17 protein-coding genes are annotated in these 18,717 nt (G+C 56.0%); all 17 read right to left on the reverse strand.

Annotated features, from left to right (window positions below):
• Positions 1 to 12 precede the first annotated feature (12 nt).
• On the reverse strand, positions 13 to 1,491 hold the full coding sequence (wzxC, locus tag HV355_RS03385) for a colanic acid undecaprenyl disphosphate flippase WzxC (RefSeq protein ID WP_010431957.1): 1,479 nt from the start codon (positions 1,489 to 1,491) through the stop codon (positions 13 to 15).
• Position 1,492: 1 nt separating this feature from the next.
• A complete protein-coding gene (gene wcaJ / locus HV355_RS03390) occupies positions 1,493 to 2,887 on the reverse strand; it encodes an undecaprenyl-phosphate glucose phosphotransferase (RefSeq protein ID WP_108418179.1) in 1,395 nt (464 codons plus the stop codon).
• Between the two features lie 46 nt (positions 2,888 to 2,933).
• Positions 2,934 to 4,304, reverse strand: a complete 1,371-nt coding sequence (cpsG, locus tag HV355_RS03395) for a colanic acid biosynthesis phosphomannomutase CpsG (protein WP_010431951.1) — start codon at positions 4,302 to 4,304, stop codon at positions 2,934 to 2,936.
• A gap of 110 nt (positions 4,305 to 4,414) precedes the next feature.
• On the reverse strand, positions 4,415 to 5,851 hold the full coding sequence (gene cpsB / locus HV355_RS03400) for a mannose-1-phosphate guanyltransferase (RefSeq protein ID WP_182400910.1): 1,437 nt from the start codon (positions 5,849 to 5,851) through the stop codon (positions 4,415 to 4,417).
• Between the two features lie 3 nt (positions 5,852 to 5,854).
• On the reverse strand, positions 5,855 to 7,078 hold the full coding sequence (wcaI, locus tag HV355_RS03405; protein WP_100165922.1) for a colanic acid biosynthesis fucosyltransferase WcaI: 1,224 nt from the start codon (positions 7,076 to 7,078) through the stop codon (positions 5,855 to 5,857).
• On the reverse strand, positions 7,075 to 7,554 hold the full coding sequence (locus tag HV355_RS03410; RefSeq protein WP_148400094.1) for a GDP-mannose mannosyl hydrolase: 480 nt from the start codon (positions 7,552 to 7,554) through the stop codon (positions 7,075 to 7,077). The genes wcaI and HV355_RS03410 overlap by 4 nt, the downstream gene beginning before the upstream one ends.
• A gap of 2 nt (positions 7,555 to 7,556) precedes the next feature.
• Entirely contained in the window at positions 7,557 to 8,522 is a 966-nt protein-coding gene (locus HV355_RS03415) for a GDP-L-fucose synthase (protein WP_182400913.1), read from the reverse strand.
• A 2-nt stretch (positions 8,523 to 8,524) separates the two neighbouring features.
• Positions 8,525 to 9,646 carry a GDP-mannose 4,6-dehydratase gene (gene gmd, locus HV355_RS03420; protein ID WP_010431938.1) on the reverse strand — a complete coding sequence of 374 codons (1,122 nt, stop codon included), beginning with the start codon at positions 9,644 to 9,646 and terminating at the stop codon, positions 8,525 to 8,527.
• 21 nt (positions 9,647 to 9,667) lie between these two features.
• Positions 9,668 to 10,222, reverse strand: coding sequence for a colanic acid biosynthesis acetyltransferase WcaF (gene wcaF, locus HV355_RS03425; RefSeq protein ID WP_010431937.1), 555 nt, complete (start codon positions 10,220 to 10,222; stop codon positions 9,668 to 9,670).
• 16 nt (positions 10,223 to 10,238) lie between these two features.
• Positions 10,239 to 10,985 (reverse strand): colanic acid biosynthesis glycosyltransferase WcaE, encoded by a 747-nt coding sequence (gene wcaE, locus HV355_RS03430; protein WP_182400915.1) that lies wholly within the window; start codon positions 10,983 to 10,985, stop codon positions 10,239 to 10,241.
• A 16-nt stretch (positions 10,986 to 11,001) separates the two neighbouring features.
• Positions 11,002 to 12,222 (reverse strand): colanic acid polymerase WcaD, encoded by a 1,221-nt coding sequence (gene wcaD / locus HV355_RS03435; RefSeq protein WP_089598070.1) that lies wholly within the window; start codon positions 12,220 to 12,222, stop codon positions 11,002 to 11,004.
• Entirely contained in the window at positions 12,197 to 13,414 is a 1,218-nt protein-coding gene (gene wcaC, locus HV355_RS03440) for a colanic acid biosynthesis glycosyltransferase WcaC (protein ID WP_108416545.1), read from the reverse strand. Before wcaC ends, wcaD begins: the two co-directional genes overlap by 26 nt.
• Positions 13,411 to 13,902: a colanic acid biosynthesis acetyltransferase WcaB gene (gene wcaB / locus HV355_RS03445; protein ID WP_042715911.1), complete on the reverse strand. Its 492-nt coding sequence runs from the start codon at positions 13,900 to 13,902 to the stop codon at positions 13,411 to 13,413. The genes wcaC and wcaB overlap by 4 nt, the downstream gene beginning before the upstream one ends.
• Positions 13,902 to 14,744: a colanic acid biosynthesis glycosyltransferase WcaA gene (gene wcaA, locus HV355_RS03450; RefSeq protein WP_089598068.1), complete on the reverse strand. Its 843-nt coding sequence runs from the start codon at positions 14,742 to 14,744 to the stop codon at positions 13,902 to 13,904. The genes wcaB and wcaA overlap by 1 nt, the downstream gene beginning before the upstream one ends.
• Positions 14,745 to 14,895: 151 nt before the next feature.
• Positions 14,896 to 17,058, reverse strand: a complete 2,163-nt coding sequence (wzc, locus tag HV355_RS03455) for a tyrosine-protein kinase Wzc (RefSeq protein ID WP_108416546.1) — start codon at positions 17,056 to 17,058, stop codon at positions 14,896 to 14,898.
• Positions 17,059 to 17,060: 2 nt separating this feature from the next.
• Complete coding sequence (wzb, locus tag HV355_RS03460; protein ID WP_010431923.1) at positions 17,061 to 17,504, reverse strand: low molecular weight protein-tyrosine-phosphatase Wzb; 444 nt, start codon at positions 17,502 to 17,504, stop codon at positions 17,061 to 17,063.
• Positions 17,505 to 17,510: 6 nt separating this feature from the next.
• Positions 17,511 to 18,647 (reverse strand): polysaccharide export protein, encoded by a 1,137-nt coding sequence (locus HV355_RS03465; protein ID WP_063144532.1) that lies wholly within the window; start codon positions 18,645 to 18,647, stop codon positions 17,511 to 17,513.
• Positions 18,648 to 18,717: the final 70 nt, after the last annotated feature.

Here is an 18,717-nt window from a genome sequence, read left to right on the forward strand (position 1 = left end):
GGCCTCTTAAAATTAGCCTGCGCGAAGCAGCGTTTTCATTTTTTCGTTACGGCAAAACTGGCGCTTCATCTCCACCACCAGCGCGTTGCGCGACAGCACAATCATCACGCCGAACGCCAGCGCGCCCGCGGCGACCTGAACCGCCAGCAGCGCCGCCAGCGGCAGATGACCGCTGAGCACCACGCCCAGGCCATAGCTGACCGCAAGCGTGGGCAAGGAGAGATAAAACGGCAGCCACAGGCTCAGGATGTACTGACGGTAGCTGGAGCCCAGCACCGGCTTGATCATCACGAAGTAGCTCAGCACGGTGTTGATAATTTGCACCAGCAGGAACCCGAGCGTAACGCCGATAGCGCCCGCCATGTGTCCACCCACGATAATTGCCGGAATAAACAGGAAGGTTTTAAACACGTTAAATTTAAAGCTGATGTCCACACGCGCTTTTGCCATCAGCAGGGAACCAATCGGATTCCCCACGGAGCGCAGCAGCCCTACCACGCACAGCAGCTGCAGGATCGGGATGATGCCGTTCCACTTCTCACCAAACACCAGCGGCACGAAGTTGCTGGAGACCACCATCAGCCCCAGCAGCACCGGGAAGTTAATAATCCCCACTACGGAAAGCAGCTTGTAGAAGTTAACGCGCAGCTTTTCCGTGTCGTCCTGAATCTTGGCAAACGCCGGGAACAGCACGCGGGTGATAATCGGGTTCAGCTTCATCGGCGGTACGACCGCGACGTTGTAGGCCAGGTTGTAGCCCCCCGCCACGCTCGCGCCCAGAATGCGCGCCAGCACCAGCGTCGAGAGGTTGGTATTGACGTAGTTGATAATGCTGTCCGCCGTCAGCCACGCGCCAAAGCGCAGGTTGGACGAGACGGAAGCGAGAGAGAAATGCAGCCCCGGACGGTAAATCTTGCGGCCAAAGTAGCCGAACAGCAGCGTACGCACGGCAGAGTTAACCAGGTAACCGAGGATCGCGGTCATCGCCAGCGGCCAGAAATGGGCGCTCACCACGGTGAAGGTAAAGCCCGCCAGCACGGCGCTGGTCTCGATCATGCCGATCTTGTTGAACTCCAGCTCTTTTTGCATCAGCGCGCGGAACTGCTGCCCGTGTGGGATCACCACAAAAGCAAACGACAGCGTGCGCATCAGCGGAGCCAGATCCGGGTTGTGCAGCACGCGGGCGATGGTGTCGCTCAGCAGGAACACCAGTACGAACACGAAGATCCCTAGCCCAACGTTCAGCCAGTAGAGCGTGGTCAGCTCCAGATGGCTGATCTCTTTGCGCTGGATAATCGAGTTGGCGATACCGAAGTCAGACAGCGTATCGGCCAGCGCGATAATCACCAGCGAGACGGTCAGCAGGCCGAACTGGTGGTTATCGATAATGCGCGCCAGCACCGTCATCTGCACCAGCCCAAGGCCGATGATGACGATGGTGGCCATGGCCGACCACTTAGCGCCGCTGATGGTTTTTTCACGTAAGCTCATCTTAGTACGCCGCTTTGTTCACGAAACCTTTAAAGATGGTCAGAAAAACAATTTTGATATCGAACCAGAGGCTCCACTCACGGATGTACTCCAGATCGAACTCAATGCGTTTTTCCATTTTTTCCAGCGTGTCGGTCTCGCCGCGCCAGCCGTTGATCTGCGCCCAGCCGGTGATGCCTGGCTTCACCTTATGGCGCAACATGTAGCCTTCAATCAGTGAACGGTACTGCTCGTTATGGGCTACCGCGTGAGGACGCGGGCCAACAATCGACATGCCGCCGGTGAAGACGTTAATGAACTGCGGCAGCTCGTCCAGCGAGGTCCGGCGAAGGAAGTTCCCCACGCGGGTCACGCGCGGATCGTTCTGCGTCGCCTGGGTCACCACCTTGTCGTTTTCCATCACCTTCATGGAGCGGAATTTCCACACCATGATCGGCTTGCCGTCCATGCCGTAGCGGGTCTGGCGGAAGATAATCGGCCCGGGTGAACTGATTTTCACCGCCAGCGCAATGCAGCACAGCACAGGCGAAATCAGCAGCAGGATCAGCGAAGAGAGAACAATATCTTCCACGCGCTTGAGCACGCGGTTAATGCCGGACAGCGGCGTATCGTACAGCGGCACAACCGGTACGCCGTTCACTTCTTCAATGCGGGAATGGAGGATGTTGAAGGTAAAGACATCCGGGATCAGGATCACCGAGCAGGTGGTATCCGCCAGCTCGCGCATCAGTTTCTTAATGCGGGATTCGTCTTTCATCTGCATGGCGATATAGACGTTGTGGATCTTCCCTGCTTTCGCGTCGTCGATAAGCTGCTCGTAGTTGCCAGCCCACTCAGACGGGACGCCGCCCGGCTTCGCGTCGTGGTAGATCCCCACCACTTCAAAACCTAACCACGGCTCTTTGCGGAAGCTGTCGAGCAGCACCTGGCCGACGGGCAAATCCCCTGCTACGGCCACATAGCGTCTGTTGTAACCCCGATTGCGCAGCCAGCCCGCACCGAAGCGGATCAGCGAACGGCAGACCACCATGCCCACGCTGGTCAACAGGTACCAGCAGAGATAGGTCACGAGGCGGTTATCAAAATCATGGCTGAATGCCACCAGCCCGGCGCTGAAAATCAGGCTTAAGGTCCAGTTTTGCAGCAACAACATCAGCTCGGTGGTGATTTTCACCCCACGCCACGAGCGGTAAAAATCGGTCATCCCGCCGATCATTTGAAACACGACCAGCGCAATCAATGCCATCAGCAGATGCATATATAAGAACGGTTGCCCGCTAATCCGACACACCGCCCACAATCCGCCGACCATGATGGTGATATCAGAAAAACGCTGCACCATAGAGATTAACGATGCATTCGTTCTCGCTCGTTCGCGTTTTTTTAGATTCGTCATCGTTGTTCCTGTATTCGGTTCCCCCTCCCACCGGGAGGGGCAAATATTACTGATTCAACAGCGCCAGAATGTCCTTCGTTCGGGCTTCCATCAACGCCGTGTCGGCACGGGATTCCACGTTCAGGCGCACCACCGGCTCGGTATTGGACGAGCGCAGGTTGAAGCGCCACTGCGGGAACGCCATGCTGATGCCGTCGGTACGGTCAATTTCCAGCGCGTGGATGGCGAAGTGCTGCTCCACGCGGGCAATCGCGTCGGCAGGCTGCGCCAGCTTGCTGTTGATCTCCCCGCTCGCCGGGAAGGCCGCCATGCGGTCGCGCACCAGCTCGCCCAGGGTCTGCCCTTTCAGGCACAGCAGCTCGGTCACCAGCAGCCACGGGATCATTCCGCTGTCGCAGTAGGCAAAATCACGGAAGTAGTGGTGAGCGCTCATCTCGCCGCCGTAAATGGCGTCTTCTTCACGCATGCGCTCTTTGATAAAGGCGTGGCCCGTTTTGGACATCACCGGCGTACCGCCCGCAGCGGACACCACATCGACGGTGTTCCAGGAGAGGCGCGGATCGTGAATGATTTTCGCCCCCGGGTTTTTCTCGAGGAAGGCTTCCGCCAGCAGGCCGACGATGTAGTAGCCCTCAATGAACTGCCCTTTTTCGTCGAACAGGAAGCAGCGGTCGAAGTCACCGTCAAAGGCGATCCCCATATCGGCACCGTGCTCAATCACCGCGTTACGGGTGTCGTCGCGGCACTCCGGCAGCAGCGGGTTAGGAATACCGTTCGGGAAATTGCCGTCCGGGGTGTTATGCACTTTGATGAAGGTCACCGGCACGTTCAGCGCCTTAAAGCGGGCTTCCAGGGCATCCACCACCGGACCGGCCGCGCCGTTACCGGAGTTGATGACCAGCTTCAGCGGCTTCAGGTTTGCCACGTTGATGTAGCCCAGCAGGTGGTCGATGTACTCTTTTTGCAAATTGATCTGCTTGTAGCTGCCGCGCTTCGCGTCGTTCACCGGCGGGAAGTCGTTGGCTTCGGCCAGACGCTGCACGTCGCGCAGGCCGGTATCGCCACTGATTGGACGCGCGCCCTTGCGCACCAGCTTCATGCCGTTGTAGTCCATCGGATTGTGGCTGGCGGTCACTTCGATACCGCCGTCCACGCCCAGGTGGAAGGTAGCAAAATAGATCTCTTCGGTGCCGGAAAGGCCGATGTCCAGCACGTCCACGCCCGCGTCCTGCAGCCCTTTCGCCAGGGCCAGCTTCAGGGACTCGCTTGTCAGGCGCACGTCGCCGCCCAGCACGATAGTTTGTGGCTTTAAATATTCGCCGTACGCGCGGCCAATGCGCCACGCAATGTCTTCATTCAGCTCTTCGCCCAGCTTGCCGCGAATATCGTAGGCTTTAAAACAGGTTAACTTTTCCATGATGACCCCTTTTTCAGGCAACAGTTGGCCCTGACCAATTAATGGCCAAATTCTTTTTTTTCATTCGTAGGCCCGGTTAGCGCAGCGCCACCGGGCAGGAAGCAGAGGCGCTACACCCGTCCGTAACGATCCTGGAAGCGAACGATATCGTCCTCCTCCAGATACGAACCGGAGCGCACTTCAATTAAGTCGAGCGGAATTTTCCCCGGGTTCTCCAGACAGTGCGTGGCCCCCAGCGGAATGTAGATGGATTCGTTTTCGCCCAGCAGTTTGATTTCGCCGTCGATGGTGACTTTTGCGGTTCCCGCAACCACCACCCAGTGCTCGGCGCGATGGTGGTGCATCTGTACGGACAGCCCTTCACCCGGCTTCACGGTAATACGCTTCACCTGATAGCGGTCGCCGGAGTCGATGGAGTCATACTTGCCCCATGGGCGGTAGACTTCGCGGTGAATGTGGTGCTCGTGACGACCATCGGCCTTGATTTGTTCAACCACTTTTTTAACGTCCTGCACGGCGTTACGGTCGGCAATCAGCACCGCATCTTTGGTCTGCACGACCACCAGATCCTTCACCCCAACCGTGGTGACCAGGCCGGATTCGGCATAAACGTAGCTGTTTTCCGTTTTGTGGCTAATCACATCACCGTGATGGACGTTACCCTCCGGGGTATGCGCGCTGATCTCCCACAGGGATGACCAGGACCCCACATCGCTCCAGCCCGCGTCCATCGGAACCACGACGGCATCCGCCGTGCGCTCCATGACCGCGTAGTCAATGGACTCCTCCGGGCAGGCGAGGAAAGATTGCTCATCCACACGAATAAAGTCGAGGTCAGGATCGACCACCGCCATCGCTTTCTCGCAGGCGCTCAGGATGTCCGGACGGTATTTTTCCAGCTCTTCCAGGTAGCGTCCGGCGCGGAACAGGAACATGCCGCTGTTCCAGTAATATTCCCCGCTGGCCACGTAGGCCTGCGCGGTTTCCAGATTCGGTTTTTCGACGAACTGCGCCACGTCAAACGCCACGCTGTCGCCTTCGCCCGGCGTTACGCTGCCGCGACGGATGTAGCCATAGCCGGTTTCCGGCAGGTCCGGCACGATGCCAAAGGTCACCAGCTTGCCGCTTTCCGCGTAAGGAATGGCCGCACGGACCGCGGCGCGGAACGCCTCTTCCTGCTGAATGACGTGGTCAGCCGCCAGTACCAGCATCAGCGGGTCGCAGTTCGGGCTGCTGCGTTTTGCCGCCAGCGCCGCCAGGGCGATCGCAGGGGCAGTGTTACGACCGGCAGGTTCCAGAATGATGTTTTCTGTGAGTTTGTTCAGCTGGCGCAGCTGCTCGGCAACGATAAAACGGTGCTGTTCGTTACAAATAACGACCGGACTTTCACACTCCACGCCGTGCAGACGGTTGACCGTCGTTTGCAGCATGGTGAGGTCCCCTTTCAGGCAGAGGAACTGTTTTGGATAGAGCACGCGGGACAGCGGCCACAACCGGCTACCAGAGCCACCTGCCATCACAACCGGATACAACGTGGTTTGACTCATGATTTATCCCCGTATATCTGCAATAAATTGGCTCAGCACGTTCTCTTTTTCGAGCGTGCGTTCGGCATATTCACGTGCCACCGTGTTCTCTTTTGGCATGGCGAGTGCCTGCTCAATACCGGCTACCAGCGCGGGAACGGATTCTGGCTCCACGCAAACGGCAATGCCGGGATAGCTGTTACACAGCTGGCCTAATTCTGTTTCGGCTTCTGCCGTAATCACCGCGTTGCCGCCCACCGCCAGAATGTTGGTCAGTTTGGACGGCAGCACCGCATCCGCCGCGCCGCGCTTTTGCACGACCAGATGGCAGTCGCCCATCTTCAGCAGGGCAGGCAGCGCCTCGTAAGACTGAAGCGGGAAAAATTTCACGTTGGTCAGGCCGCGTTCGAGGGCCATTTTTTCCAGCCGCGCTTTTCCACCGCCCTGCCCGACAATCACAAACGTCCACGGATGTGCGCTAAGCTGCTGCGCCGCCTCAATGACGCTCTCCAGCCCCTGCTTTTCGCCGATGTTGCCCGAGTAAAGAATGATTTTTTGATCTTCAGGCAATCCGAGCTGCGCGCGAAGCGCATGAGCGTCTTGCTCTGTCACATCGCGGAAACGCGCCACTTCGGACCAGTTCGGGAAGAAAATGACTCTCTCCGCCGGGACGCCCTTTTCCTGCGCCTTGTTCATCATCGAGCGCGAGATAGTCGAAACGTAATCCACGTTGTGCAGCCCGCTGCGCTCAAAGGCGCTGGCGAGCTTCGCCACCTTGCCGCCCTTGCCTTTGCCCGCCATTCCCAGGCCGAGCATGGCGTCCACTTCATAATCCTGAATGTGCAGCAGGGTGCGCGCGCCGGAAAGTTTGCCCAGCAGGCGCATGCCCGGCGTGCAAAACAGCGTCGGCACCACACCGATAATGCGATCCGGCTTCCAGCGACGCTGCGCCATCAGCGGGAAAAAACTGCTCAGGGCAAAGCTGCCCAGATGAATTAAACGTTTCAGCGTCGAAGGCTGTTTTGGCACGTAGAGCGGGCAGCGCCACACGGTCGCTGCACCCTCTTCGCGGCGGTAGCGCCAGCTTGAGTAGCGCTCGCCCACCTTCCACTCCGGGTAGTACGGCGGCGCGGTAATGACCCGCACGTCATGTCCCTGGCTCGCCATCCACTCGACCATCTCGCCGGTGTATTTCCCGATGCCGGTTAATTCCGGCGAATAGTTAATGCCATACACAAGGATCTTCATAAACCCGGCACCTCGGCCTGACGTTCTGCGAGGAAGTACGCTCGACTGTTATCGTGAACGTTATCGCTCGCCAGCAGCGCCTCTGGCGTCTGCCAGCGGTAGTCGTCATGCTGAGAATCAGGCAGATGCAGATCTGCCTCACTCACCTTCAGGCGGAACCCCAGCACGATGTAGTGCGTGGAGAACCCGGTGCCTGAAAAGTTATCGTCATAGAAGTGCTGCCAGACCCCGTAAAACTGGCCTGCCGCCATCGGCAGCTGCAGGCCCAGCTCCGCCAGAGTGAGACGCTCAAACGCATCGGTCAGCGTCTCATCCTTCTGCACGCGCCCGCCGGGCACGAACCAAAAGCCCTGTGCAGGACGATTGGTTCGTTTCCCCAGCAAGAACTCGCCGCGTTCGTTCTCCACGATCAAATCGATTGAGATCAGAGGAGTAGAACGCACTACCGTGGCAAAATCTTCCTGACTTAAAAACATCATTACCCCCGGAAGCGGTGCTGGTTTTCCAGGAACCACTGGTAGGTGCTGGCCAGCCCCTGCTCCAGTGACACCTCGTGATACCAGCCCAGCTGATGCAGGCGGGTCACGTCCAGCAGTTTGCGCGGCGTGCCGTCCGGTTTGGTGGCGTCAAACACCACGCGGCCTTTGTAGCCCACCACCTGCGCAATAGTCTGCGCCAGCTCGCGGATGGTGCAGTCAATGCCGGTACCGACGTTGATGTGCGACAGCATTGGCTCGGTGTTCTCCTGCCACACCTCGCGATCCAGCTCCATGACGTGAATGCTGGCCGCAGCCATGTCGTCCACGTGCAGGAACTCACGCATTGGCGTACCGCTCCCCCACACCACCACGTCCGGCGCGTTCTCGGCGGTCGCCTCGTGGAAGCGGCGCAGCAGCGCCGGGATCACGTGCGAATTGCTCGGGTGGAAGTTGTCGTGCGGTCCGTACAGGTTGGTCGGCATCACCGAGCGATAGTCACGGTTGTACTGACGGTTGTAGGACTCACACAGCTTGATCCCGGCAATTTTGGCAATTGCGTATGGCTCGTTGGTCGCTTCCAGCGTACCCTGCAGCAGTTCGCTTTCGGCGATGGGCTGCTTCGCCATTTTCGGGTAAATACAGGATGAACCGAGGAACAGCAGCTTATTCACGTTGTGCAGGTGCGCCGCGTGAATGATGTTGCTCTCAATCATCATGTTTTCGTAGATGAAATCTGCCGGGTAGGTGTTGTTGGCAACAATGCCGCCCACTTTCGCCGCCGCCAGATACACCTGGTCAATACGTTCGTTGGCAAAGAAATCCTGCACCGCTTTGCTGTCGAGCAGATTCAGCTCGTCGCGCGTGCGGACAATCACCTCTGCGTCACCGCGCTGTTCCAGCTGGCGAACAATCGCGGAACCCACCATTCCGCGATGACCGGCGACAAAAATACGTTGTTTTGTCATTCTCAGGACTCCAGCGCGATGGCAACCTCGTAGCCATGAGACTTGAGCAGGGAGTGTTTTTTCGCTGCTTCAAGATCTTTGGCCACCATCTCGGAAACCATCTCCTGCAGAGTGGTCTCTGGTTTCCAGCCCAGGGTTTCGTGCGCTTTGGTTGGGTCGCCCAGCAGGGTTTCCACTTCAGCAGGACGGAAGTAGCGTGGGTCAACCTGAACGATAACGTCGCCCGGCTTCACGCCCGGTGCGTCGTGACCCGTCACGGAAACCACAATGCCCTTCTCTTCCACGCCGGTACCTTCGAAGCGCAGTTTGATGCCCAGCTGCGCGGCAGCCATTTCAACGAACTGACGCACGGAATACTGCACGCCGGTCGCGATCACGAAGTCTTCTGGTTTGTCCTGCTGCAGCATCATCCACTGCATTTTCACGTAGTCTTTCGCATGGCCCCAGTCACGCAGGGAGTCCATGTTGCCGAGGTGCAGGCAAGATTCCAGACCCTGAGCGATGTTGGCGATCGCGCGGGTGATTTTACGGGTCACGAAGGTTTCGCCGCGACGCGGGGATTCGTGGTTGAACAGAATGCCGTTACAGGCGTACATGCCGTAGGATTCACGGTAGTTTACGGTGATCCAGTAGGCGTACAGTTTAGCGACCGCATACGGAGAGCGCGGGTAGAACGGCGTGGTCTCTTTCTGTGGAATTTCCTGCACCAGGCCGTACAGCTCGGAGGTGGACGCCTGGTAGAAACGGGTTTTCTTCTCGAGGCCCAGGAAGCGAATGGCTTCCAGCAGACGCAGGGTGCCCATGGCGTCAACGTCGGCGGTGTATTCCGGGGATTCGAAGGAGACCGCAACGTGGCTCATCGCGCCCAGGTTGTACACTTCATCCGGCTGCACTTCCTGCAGGATGCGGGTCAGGTTTGAGGAATCGGTCAGATCGCCGTAATGCAGATGGAATTTCGGGTTCGCGGAGTGAGGATCCTGGTAGATATGGTCAACACGCTCGGTGTTGAACGAAGAGGCACGACGTTTAATACCGTGTACTTCATACCCTTTTTCCAGCAGCAGTTCTGCCAGGTAAGAACCATCTTGTCCGGTAACGCCGGTGATGAGAGCGACTTTAGACATGTTTATATTCCTCTGTACTTATCAAAGTTTTTCAGTTTCAACGCGTTCGCGTATCACCACTGCGGGGTTGCCACGGCAAATTGTATTTGCCGGTAGCGATTTAAAAACGCTGCTGCGGGCACCGACTACCGTGCCATCGCCAACAGAAACACCAGGTGCAACAAAGACATCTGTTGCCAGCCAGCATTTTTCACCAATCACAATTGGCGAAGCGGTAATATCAAAATGCTGACTCATAAAATCATGGCTGCCGGTGCACAAATAACACTTCTGCGACACCACCGAATTTGCGCCAATCGTAATCTCGCCCAGGGTATATAACACCGCGTCATCCCCTACCCAGGCGTAATCCCCAAGCGTTAATTTCCAGGGATAGGTAATTTTCACCGAGGGGCGAATCACTACGTTTTTTCCGATTTTTGCGCCAAAGAGACGCAATAAAAAGGCTCGCCAGCGGTACAGTATTTGCGGAGACCAGGCAAATAATGTCGCCTGAACCGCCCACCACAACTGCACCTTAATACCATTCCCGCCCCGAAAGCCTTTCGGCACCGAGAATCCGTTAAGTTCCTGCATTAGGCTTCCTTATATTTCAGGTTTTGTTATATAAGGCTTTCGCTTTACCTGTCGTTTTCAGGCGTAAAAAATAAGACAATTCCGCCCAGAACCCCGGCACGCGTAATATTTTACGCTGCACGTTTTTTGCATCCTGGCACAATTCCAGATTATTTGAGGTTGACACACCGCCCATGGAAAATTCAGATACCAGCCCTTTAATTCGACGGAATGGATAACCTGATTTGTACAAACTGGCAGTCAGTGCATAATCTGAAGACACTTTATACTGCAAATCGTAAGGCTGTTTTTTCAGACCCTTGACCGGGAAGAAAATGGCCTGATGGCTGGCCGGCAGGCTGTGGTAGATATACCAGCCCGGCTTGGCGCTCCGCAGCACTTTATTTCCGTCACCAAAATCGAGCAGGGCATCGCCAATATACAAGGCGTCCTCTTTCTGGCGGGCGAGCTGACGGGCAAACAGGGCCACGTCGTCATGGAACACATCGCCAGAATTCAGGAAGATGGCGTAACGTCCCTGCGCCATCGCGATGCCTTTATTCATCGCGTCGTAAATGCCTTTATCTTTCTCGCTGATGTAACGTAAGTTGAACTCACCGTTGAGTTTTTCCAGAAACTCAGCCGTACCGTCATTCGAACCGCCATCAACCACGATCCACTCAAAGGTGAGGCTCGGATCGCGCGCCAGGTTGCGCAGCGAGCGCCAGGTTTTTACCACCCCTTCGTAGTTACGAAAGGCGACAGTAATGACGCTAAGAAACATAAATCACCTCATTTCGTCATACGCGCGTAATATTGAGCGCTTTGCGCAAAATAAACGGACAGACAATCAAGAAAGCATATTCCGGGCTAAATATTGACCCCGTAAAGAACAACGACACTGGCGTAAAAAGATAAAGCTGCACGCGAAAGTTTTGGTTATCACCAAACGCGTTAATCATCATTTTAAAAACTTTAAACAGATACCAGATCGTCAACAGTACGGCGAACCACGAAAAATAAATAATTAACAGATACAGACCATTGTCTATGGTTTTACCGACATCCGCACCGTTAAAGATTCCGAATGATGCAACATATTCGTAAAGTGAGCCGAATCTTACTACCCCATCAATATGGGTTAAGGAATAACCCACCATCACCAGTGGCCCGATGATGCGATAATAGGACGAAGACCCTTCCGTTCCCAAATCTCCCAGACGTTCTGAGATGTACGGGAAGGCAAATATCACGCCAACCATAAATACCGTCAGGGAGATAATCGCCAGCGGCAGTTTTTTCTTAATCGCATCTTTGTTCAGGTACTGAAATGCCCACTCCAGGAGGTAAAACAGGATAAATGTCATTACCCCTGAGAACGATCCAGACAGAACAATTCCTGCAAGAATCATAGCATCGGTTTTGGGGGTTTTGATACCAAACTGTTTGATGCTGAGCCAAATTGAGATTAACGCCAGAGCGAAAAACGCCGGTTCAAAATAGAGCGCAGTAGTACGCTTACCACCAAACTTAATGAAGTTCAGTACATAGCTGTTACTGTATATGAGATATTTCGAAATTATCTCCATCAGGCTGCTGCCGCCGGTCAAAATAATTTGCGCCATTTCCATCGCGGCAAGCATAACAATGACCCCAACGACAATATAAAAGAACCTAAGGATTTTCTTATAATTGTGCGGGGAAATAGTTTTAAAGCGAATACTCCACACCATGCCAATAATAATAACGATATAAACAAACAGCATGGTTGAGGTGACGTATTTGCTGGCATCCAGCGACTGACCAAAGATGTAGTTAAACGCGGTCAGACCCACCCCGAGCCCTAACGCTATCATCAGCTTCTTGAGACTGATTTTCTCAACGTAGAGTAAAAGCAGAACAGGCAAGAAGGTGACGATGGTAATCGGGAAACTCTCCCCCAGCTGGGCAATCTTGACGTTGACCAGCAGGTAGATCAGCGGCAGCAGCAGATAACTACAGATTCTGATAGAACGAGACATACTCCTCCAGCATCTGTTGTCCACTGTAGGCCTTGCGGCTGCGGTTGCGGAACGATTCCAGGTCAGTGCCAAAAACGGCCTGCGCAATCGCGGCCTTCGGCAGCTGCACCAGCGGCAGCACCTCCTGCTCCGCGAAGGTTTTTCCGCCGGATTTCTCCAGCACTTCGCGCGCGGCGTCGCTGTGGGTGGCAATGACAGGCACGCCAATAGAGAGCGCTTCGCAGAGGATCAGCGGATAGTTGTCCACGCGGGAGCTGAACACCAGCGCATCCATCCCGTTCAGGGCGCTCATCAGCTTGCGCTTGTCGGTTTCAAATCCGTGGTTCACCACGTTCGCCCCTTCAAACGGGGAAAACTTGCCGAAGGTGTGCAGTTCAACCTTGTCGCCGAGCGCCATGATGTCGCGCACCAGCTGCTGGTTGGTTTTGCCGTCGTAGCGCAGGTCATGCGCAACAATGGCTATTTTCGGTTTGCCCGGCGTTTCGGCTACGGGCGTCAGTTCCGCCAGGATCTCTTCCGTTGCCACGTCGATGCCGTTGTTGATGATCTTGCAGCGCCCTGCCCCGTACAGGCTGTTGAAGGCATCCGCCACGTGCTGGCTTGGGGAAATAAAGGTGCAGCCGAGCGAGAGCATGTCGCGGAACAGCTGACGCTTGCCCTCAACCAGCTGATGCGCGCGATCCACCTTCACCGGCGGGTAATTGTTCAGCGTCGGGCATTTCTGGCAGTTATCTTTCCAGCCTTCGCAGCCGTCGGTAAAGGCGCAGCGTCCGGTCACGCTCCAGTGATCGTGCAGCGTCCAGACGAATCGGGTGTCCGGCTTGTGCGCTTTCACCTTCTCACAAAACGCCACCACCTCTTCCAGATTCAGCCAGTAGCTGTGCAAAACGTGAAAATGCAGCACAACCGGATCGGTCGTGCGCGTCACGGTGCGGTAAAGGTTGTTCAGGTTGCCAAACAGATCGCGGTTAAACAGGCGGAACAGCGCAATGTTGGCAATGGAGGTCAGACGCGGGGTCTGCTTCAGCACCTGAGGATAGTTATCATGGCTAACGCTTTTCTTGCCGCCTTTGCCGTAGCCGTAAACAAAACGCGACTGTAATCCTTTTTGCAGCGCGCGCTGGTGCAGATCCAGCGCCACGCCTGCCGCCCCGCCTTCTGCGAGGCGTACGTTAAATTGCAGAATGTTCATTTAATCACCTTCACGCGGGCTTTCTCTCCCACCACCAGCGCATTGTCCGGAATGCTGTCCAGCACCACGCTACCTGCGCCAATCGTGACGTTGTTGCCGATCGTGATGTCACCAATGATCACCACGTTGGCGCCCAGCTCGACGTTATTACCAATCACCGGACAGGCCAGGCTTTCTGGCCCACGGTTGCCGATGGTGACCGCGTGGCGAATGGTGAAATCATCCCCCGCCACGACGAACTTATTGATCACCACGGCATACCCGTGGTGGATGGTGAAGCGTCGGCCAATGGTGGCAGCCGCCTGAATTTCATAGCCAAAAAAGCATTCAGTAATGATGCGGTACAGCACCAGCACGGGTGCCGCCCAGATATTGTTTAAAACGTTTTTCTTACGCCACACCGAGCAAAAGTGCGCGATGCGGTACGCCAGAACCATGCAGCACGGGCGCAGGCTCCAGCTGTTAGCGCGGCAATCTTCCAGAAACATTATTTCCCCCGAAGCCCGTCGGCCAGACGCTTGCCGTTACGCACGGAAAGCAGCGTCAGCAGCGTGCGCCAGTTCATGCGCTTGTTGCGGATCTGATACAGGGTAAAGAGCTGATACTTCCGGCTGGCACGGTCAAACTTGTTCTTGTGCTTGCGGTAGAAGTGGAAGTAGCCCGAGAATTTCTTCGGTGACGAGGTGATTTGCATCTCCCCGTGGTTGATGTGCAGGATCTGCGTGGCCTCTTCCACTTTCCACGGCTCGCCGTACTCCACCACCATTCGCAGGAAGATGTCGTAATCCTGCGCGGCCTTCAGTTCGGTATCGAACAGGCACTCTTTGAAGCGCCATGCCCAGGTGAAGACCTGATTACCGATAATGTTGCGCTTGTAGAACAGGCGGCGGGAGTACGGTGATTTCGGGTACAGCGGCAGGCTGGCCGGCTGCGAGTACACTTCACCCTGGCAAACGTAGTCGTTGGCATACAGGAACGCGTGCGTCCCCAGCTGCGCTTTGTGAGAGAGGAAGATGGACAGACGGTTTGGCGTCCATTCGTCATCGTCGTCAATCCCGGTCAGATACTGCCCTTTCGCCTGCATAATCGCCTGATTACGCACCGCACATGCGCCGGAGTTAATGGCGTTATGCGTATAGACCACCCGCGGGTCGTTGAGGTCAGTCACAAACTTTTGCAGCTGTTCATACGAGGAAGAGCAGTCATCGACGATGATCAGCTCCCAGTTATCGTAATCCTGTCGCAGGACGGATTTGATTGCGCGGATCGCCAGCTGCTGACGATTCCATGTCGGCATATAGATTGAAACTAAAGGGCGTTGTGTGGTCATCTTTTCCCCTCACCCCGGCCCTCTCCCCAAAGGGGAGAGGGTGAAAGGCAGCCAGTGGTTATCATTACGTTCGTCCCCCAAATCCAGCACCGAACAGTCCCCTCTCCCCTTTGGGGAGAGGGTTAGGGTGAGGGGTATGGGGTGTGTTTTGTTATTTACTGTCAGATTTATATTCGTACTCGTAATACCCGTAATCCTGGTATCCGGTCGCGCGGCGGAAGATGGAGTTCAGGATCACCCCTTTCACCTCAATGCCGTTCTGCTCGAAGCGGCTCAGGCTGGTCTCGACTTCCTTCAGCGTGTTCACCGCGTAGCGCGCCACCATCAGCGTGGTGCCTGCATGACGGCCTACTACGGCGGCATCGGTCACGGCCAGAATTGGCGGCGTATCGATCAGCACCAGGTCGTAATGCTTACTCGCCCACTCAATCAGCTGCGTGAAGCGTTCGCTCATCAGCAGCTCGGACGGGTTCGGCGGCACCTGACCACGCGGGATCAGGTCAAATTTCGGGATAGAGGTCGGTTTCGCGCTCTCGCTAATCTCCCCTTTGCCGAGCAGGATTTCCGACAGGCCGTTAACGTTGTTGGTGCCCAGCAGCTCATGGGTGTAACCCTTACGCATATCGCAGTCGATCAGCAGCACGCGCTTGTTGGTCTGGCTTACCACCGCCGCCAGGTTGGCACAGACGAAGGTTTTACCGATTGACGGGCTAACGCCGGTCATCATCAGGACGTTGTTTTTTGCCTGCATCATGGCGAAGTGAAGGCTGGTGCGCAGGCTGCGCACTGCTTCAATCGCCAGGTCAGTCGGGTTACCCACGGCCAGCAGCTGGCTCTGTTTGTAACGCTTAACCCCTTTGATGGTTTTGACGCTGTCACGCGACTTTTGCCATTCGGAAAGCGGGATGCTGGCGTACACGTTGATGCCGTGCTCTTCCAGCACCTGCGGACTTTCGATACCGCGGTTGAACAGCGAGCGCAGCAGCACACCCACGATGGAGAGCATCAGGCCAAGAATAATGCTGCCGAGAATAATCAGCGCTTTCTTCGGCTTCAGCACGCCGGGCTGGGTGATGGCAGGGTCGACGATACGCACATCACCCACCGTACTGGCTTCGGTGATCTTCAGCTCCTGCTGTTTGTTCAGCAATTGCATATAGACCTGCTGACCGGATTCCACATCGCGGGTCAGACGCACAATTTCCTGCTGCGTCTTCGGCATGGCGGTCACGCGGTTGTTCAGCTTGGCCTTCTCTTCTTCCAGCGTCTGGCGTTTTTCCAGCAGCGTGCGGTAGGCCGGGTGGCGTTTGGTGTAGAGCTTGGAGATTTCCGCCTCTTTGAAGGTCAGTTCATTGAGCTGCGCATCAATGTTGACCATCGAATCAAGAACGGATTTCGCTTCCAGCGGCAGGTCAACGGAGTCTTTGTCCTGACGATAGGCATTCAGCTTGTTCTCTGCGGCATCCAGACGGGAGCGCACTTCCGGCAGCTGTTTGGCGAGGAAGGCCAGGCTTTTTGCGGCTTCCGCAGATTTACGCTCGACGTTCTGCTCAAGGTAGTTGCGGGTAATGCTGTTCAGGATATCGCGGATTTTGTCCTTATCTTCACCGGTGAAGGTCATGCTCAGGACGCCGGTGTCCTTCCCATTTTCGGTGACGGTGAGGTTGTTTTGCAGGTTATTGATCATCCCCAGCGTGGAGAATTTGGTGACGGTAAACTCACCGCCTTCCTGCGCGTGGATTGCACTCACCATCATGCTGACGCCGTCTTTGGTCAACATCTGTCCCACTTCACCGCGCGCGCTAAGGCCCGCATCGCTGGTCAGCTGGTACTGCTTCGGACCCAGCACCGTCAGGGTAAAGGTCTGATCGCCTGCCCCTTTTGGCAGCACGAAGTCCGTCACTTTGACAGTGTCATTGCTGCGCCCCATCAGGCGATCCCAGCCCGCCCCGAATATCGGGAAGGTGTTTTTCGTGACGGAGATATCAAGCCCGAGGTCGTGCACCGTTTTGCCCAGTACCAGACGCGACTGGATCAGCTGAATTTCAGCGTCAGATGCAGGCGGTTTGTTCGCCAGCGCAGAGCCGATATCCTGTACCAGCGAGTTACCGGTGTTCTGTTCAATTTGCACCAGCGCGTCAGCGCTGTAGATAGGCGTCGCGAACAGCGTATAAACGATCGCCGCCACGGCAAACACGGCGGTGATCCCTATCACCCACCACTTCGCTTCAACAACGGTGCCGACCAGGCGACCAATATCGATTTCATCACTGCCCGAAGTCGGGGCGGCAGAAGGTTTTGTTTTTTCTGTCATTGTTATCCCTGCTGAGCTTTCAGTGCCTGCGCCCACTGACGGGCAGACTGGTCAAGTAAGGTGTATACCGCCTCAAATGCCTCACGGCTCTTGCGATACGGATCGGGGATTTCACGCTCGCCATCCCAGTGACCAAACAGCATCACCTTGCCGCGCATCTCCGGTGCGATCTCGCACAGCGCGTGAATGTGGCGTCTTTCCATCGTGAGGATCAGGTCATATTCCCGGCACATCCGGCCTGAGACCTGACGGGCAACATGCCCGTCAAGGGAGAGGTTATGAGCCTGCGCAACGCTCGTCGCTCGCTCGTCGGCCCCTTTGCCCACCAGCGCGCCAAGCCCTGCGGACTCCACCGTTAACGCTGGCTCGTACTGCTTCAGCAGCCGCTCAGCCGTGGGGGAACGGCAAATGTTCCCCACGCATACCACCAGAATTTTGTTAAACATCGCGGATTACCAGGTATGAATGTCGCGCGCCGTATCCGTCATGTAGCGAACGCCACTGATGGTTGGCAGCAACTGGTTGATCAGGCGGTTCCAGCGAGCAACCGGCGCGGTGGTAACGTAGACCACATCGTATGGCTGGAGGCGGAACTCCGTTGCCATCACCAGCGACGTCGCGTCAGACATATCCAGCTGGTAGATGTTGGCAATCTTGCCTTTCGTGCCCTCGCCTTTCAGCGGACGGATAACGAAGATACCGCTGGCGTTCGACGAGGTCAGGTCGATGCCTTCCGCGTTGCCCAGCGCTTCGGTCAGGGTCATACCGCTGAAGTCCATCTTGAGGGTGCTCTGTTTCTTCACTTCACCCATCACGAACACTTTCAGATCGTCGTTGCGTGGCACATACAGAATGTCACCCGGATAGAGCAATCGGTTCTGCGTCAGGTCGCCATTCTGCATCAGCGCCTGCAGCGAAATGCGCTGCTCTTTGCCTTCGTGGGTCAGGACAACGTTGCGCCAGTCGGCGCCGTCGGTTAAGCCGCCTGCGGCGTTGATGGCATCCAGAACCGTCAGCGGGACGTTAGTGATGGCCTGCTGGCCGGATTTGTTCACCTGGCCGGAGATATAGGCTTTCTGCGAGCGGAAGGCGGCGATATTAACGTCCACCTGCGGGTCAGCGATGTACTGCGCTAAGCGGCCGGTAATATCACTACGGATCTCGGCCAGCGTCTTGCCGACCACATGCACTTTGCCGATGTACGGATAGAACATCGTGCCATCAGACTGAACCCAGTTACCGGTGTCGCTTGAGCTGCGGTACTGGCCCGCTGGGGTCGTCAGTTCCGGGTGGTCCCATACGGTCACGTTGATCACGTCACCCGGTCCTACGCGGTACTGGTAAGAGGCGATTTCCTGGTCCAGCGACATATTCGGCTGGGCAACATTGGGACGCGGACGTAATTGTTCCACCAGACGTGGGGTCAATGGATAAACATTCACCATTTTGTCGAGGTCAAAATCGGCGTCCTGCTGTTTGATCACATCCTTGCCCATAGTTGACATATTGCTGCCGGGAAAGACCGTGCAACCACTCATCAAGGTCACAGACACCAATAATGGCATCAATTTCATTTTGGATTTCATCATTGATTATTTATCACTTTGGCAGAGTAATTATCCTGTGCAATTTAAATAAGCGCGGGTCGTTTTGGCATTC

The sequence above is a fragment of the Enterobacter sp. RHBSTW-01064 genome, from assembly GCF_014103035.1.
Classification (GTDB): Bacteria; Pseudomonadota; Gammaproteobacteria; order Enterobacterales; family Enterobacteriaceae; genus Enterobacter; species Enterobacter mori.

Bases quoted from the DNA above. Each gene is read 5' to 3' on its own strand.
- wzxC (WP_010431957.1), bottom strand. From the start codon at position 1,491: ATGAGCTTACGTGAAAAAACCATCAGCGGCGCTAAGTGGTCGGCCATG.
- wcaJ (WP_108418179.1), bottom strand. From the start codon at position 2,887: ATGACGAATCTAAAAAAACGCGAACGAGCGAGAACGAATGCATCGTTA.
- cpsG (WP_010431951.1), bottom strand. From the start codon at position 4,304: ATGGAAAAGTTAACCTGTTTTAAAGCCTACGATATTCGCGGCAAGCTG.
- cpsB (WP_182400910.1), bottom strand. From the start codon at position 5,851: ATGAGTCAAACCACGTTGTATCCGGTTGTGATGGCAGGTGGCTCTGGT.
- wcaI (WP_100165922.1), bottom strand. From the start codon at position 7,078: ATGAAGATCCTTGTGTATGGCATTAACTATTCGCCGGAATTAACCGGC.
- HV355_RS03410 (WP_148400094.1), bottom strand. From the start codon at position 7,554: ATGTTTTTAAGTCAGGAAGATTTTGCCACGGTAGTGCGTTCTACTCCT.
- HV355_RS03415 (WP_182400913.1), bottom strand. From the start codon at position 8,522: ATGACAAAACAACGTATTTTTGTCGCCGGTCATCGCGGAATGGTGGGT.
- gmd (WP_010431938.1), bottom strand. From the start codon at position 9,646: ATGTCTAAAGTCGCTCTCATCACCGGCGTTACCGGACAAGATGGTTCT.
- wcaF (WP_010431937.1), bottom strand. From the start codon at position 10,222: ATGCAGGAACTTAACGGATTCTCGGTGCCGAAAGGCTTTCGGGGCGGG.
- wcaE (WP_182400915.1), bottom strand. From the start codon at position 10,985: ATGTTTCTTAGCGTCATTACTGTCGCCTTTCGTAACTACGAAGGGGTG.
- wcaD (WP_089598070.1), bottom strand. From the start codon at position 12,222: ATGTCTCGTTCTATCAGAATCTGTAGTTATCTGCTGCTGCCGCTGATC.
- wcaC (WP_108416545.1), bottom strand. From the start codon at position 13,414: ATGAACATTCTGCAATTTAACGTACGCCTCGCAGAAGGCGGGGCGGCA.
- wcaB (WP_042715911.1), bottom strand. From the start codon at position 13,902: ATGTTTCTGGAAGATTGCCGCGCTAACAGCTGGAGCCTGCGCCCGTGC.
- wcaA (WP_089598068.1), bottom strand. From the start codon at position 14,744: ATGACCACACAACGCCCTTTAGTTTCAATCTATATGCCGACATGGAAT.
- wzc (WP_108416546.1), bottom strand. From the start codon at position 17,058: ATGACAGAAAAAACAAAACCTTCTGCCGCCCCGACTTCGGGCAGTGAT.
- wzb (WP_010431923.1), bottom strand. From the start codon at position 17,504: ATGTTTAACAAAATTCTGGTGGTATGCGTGGGGAACATTTGCCGTTCC.
- HV355_RS03465 (WP_063144532.1), bottom strand. From the start codon at position 18,647: ATGATGAAATCCAAAATGAAATTGATGCCATTATTGGTGTCTGTGACC.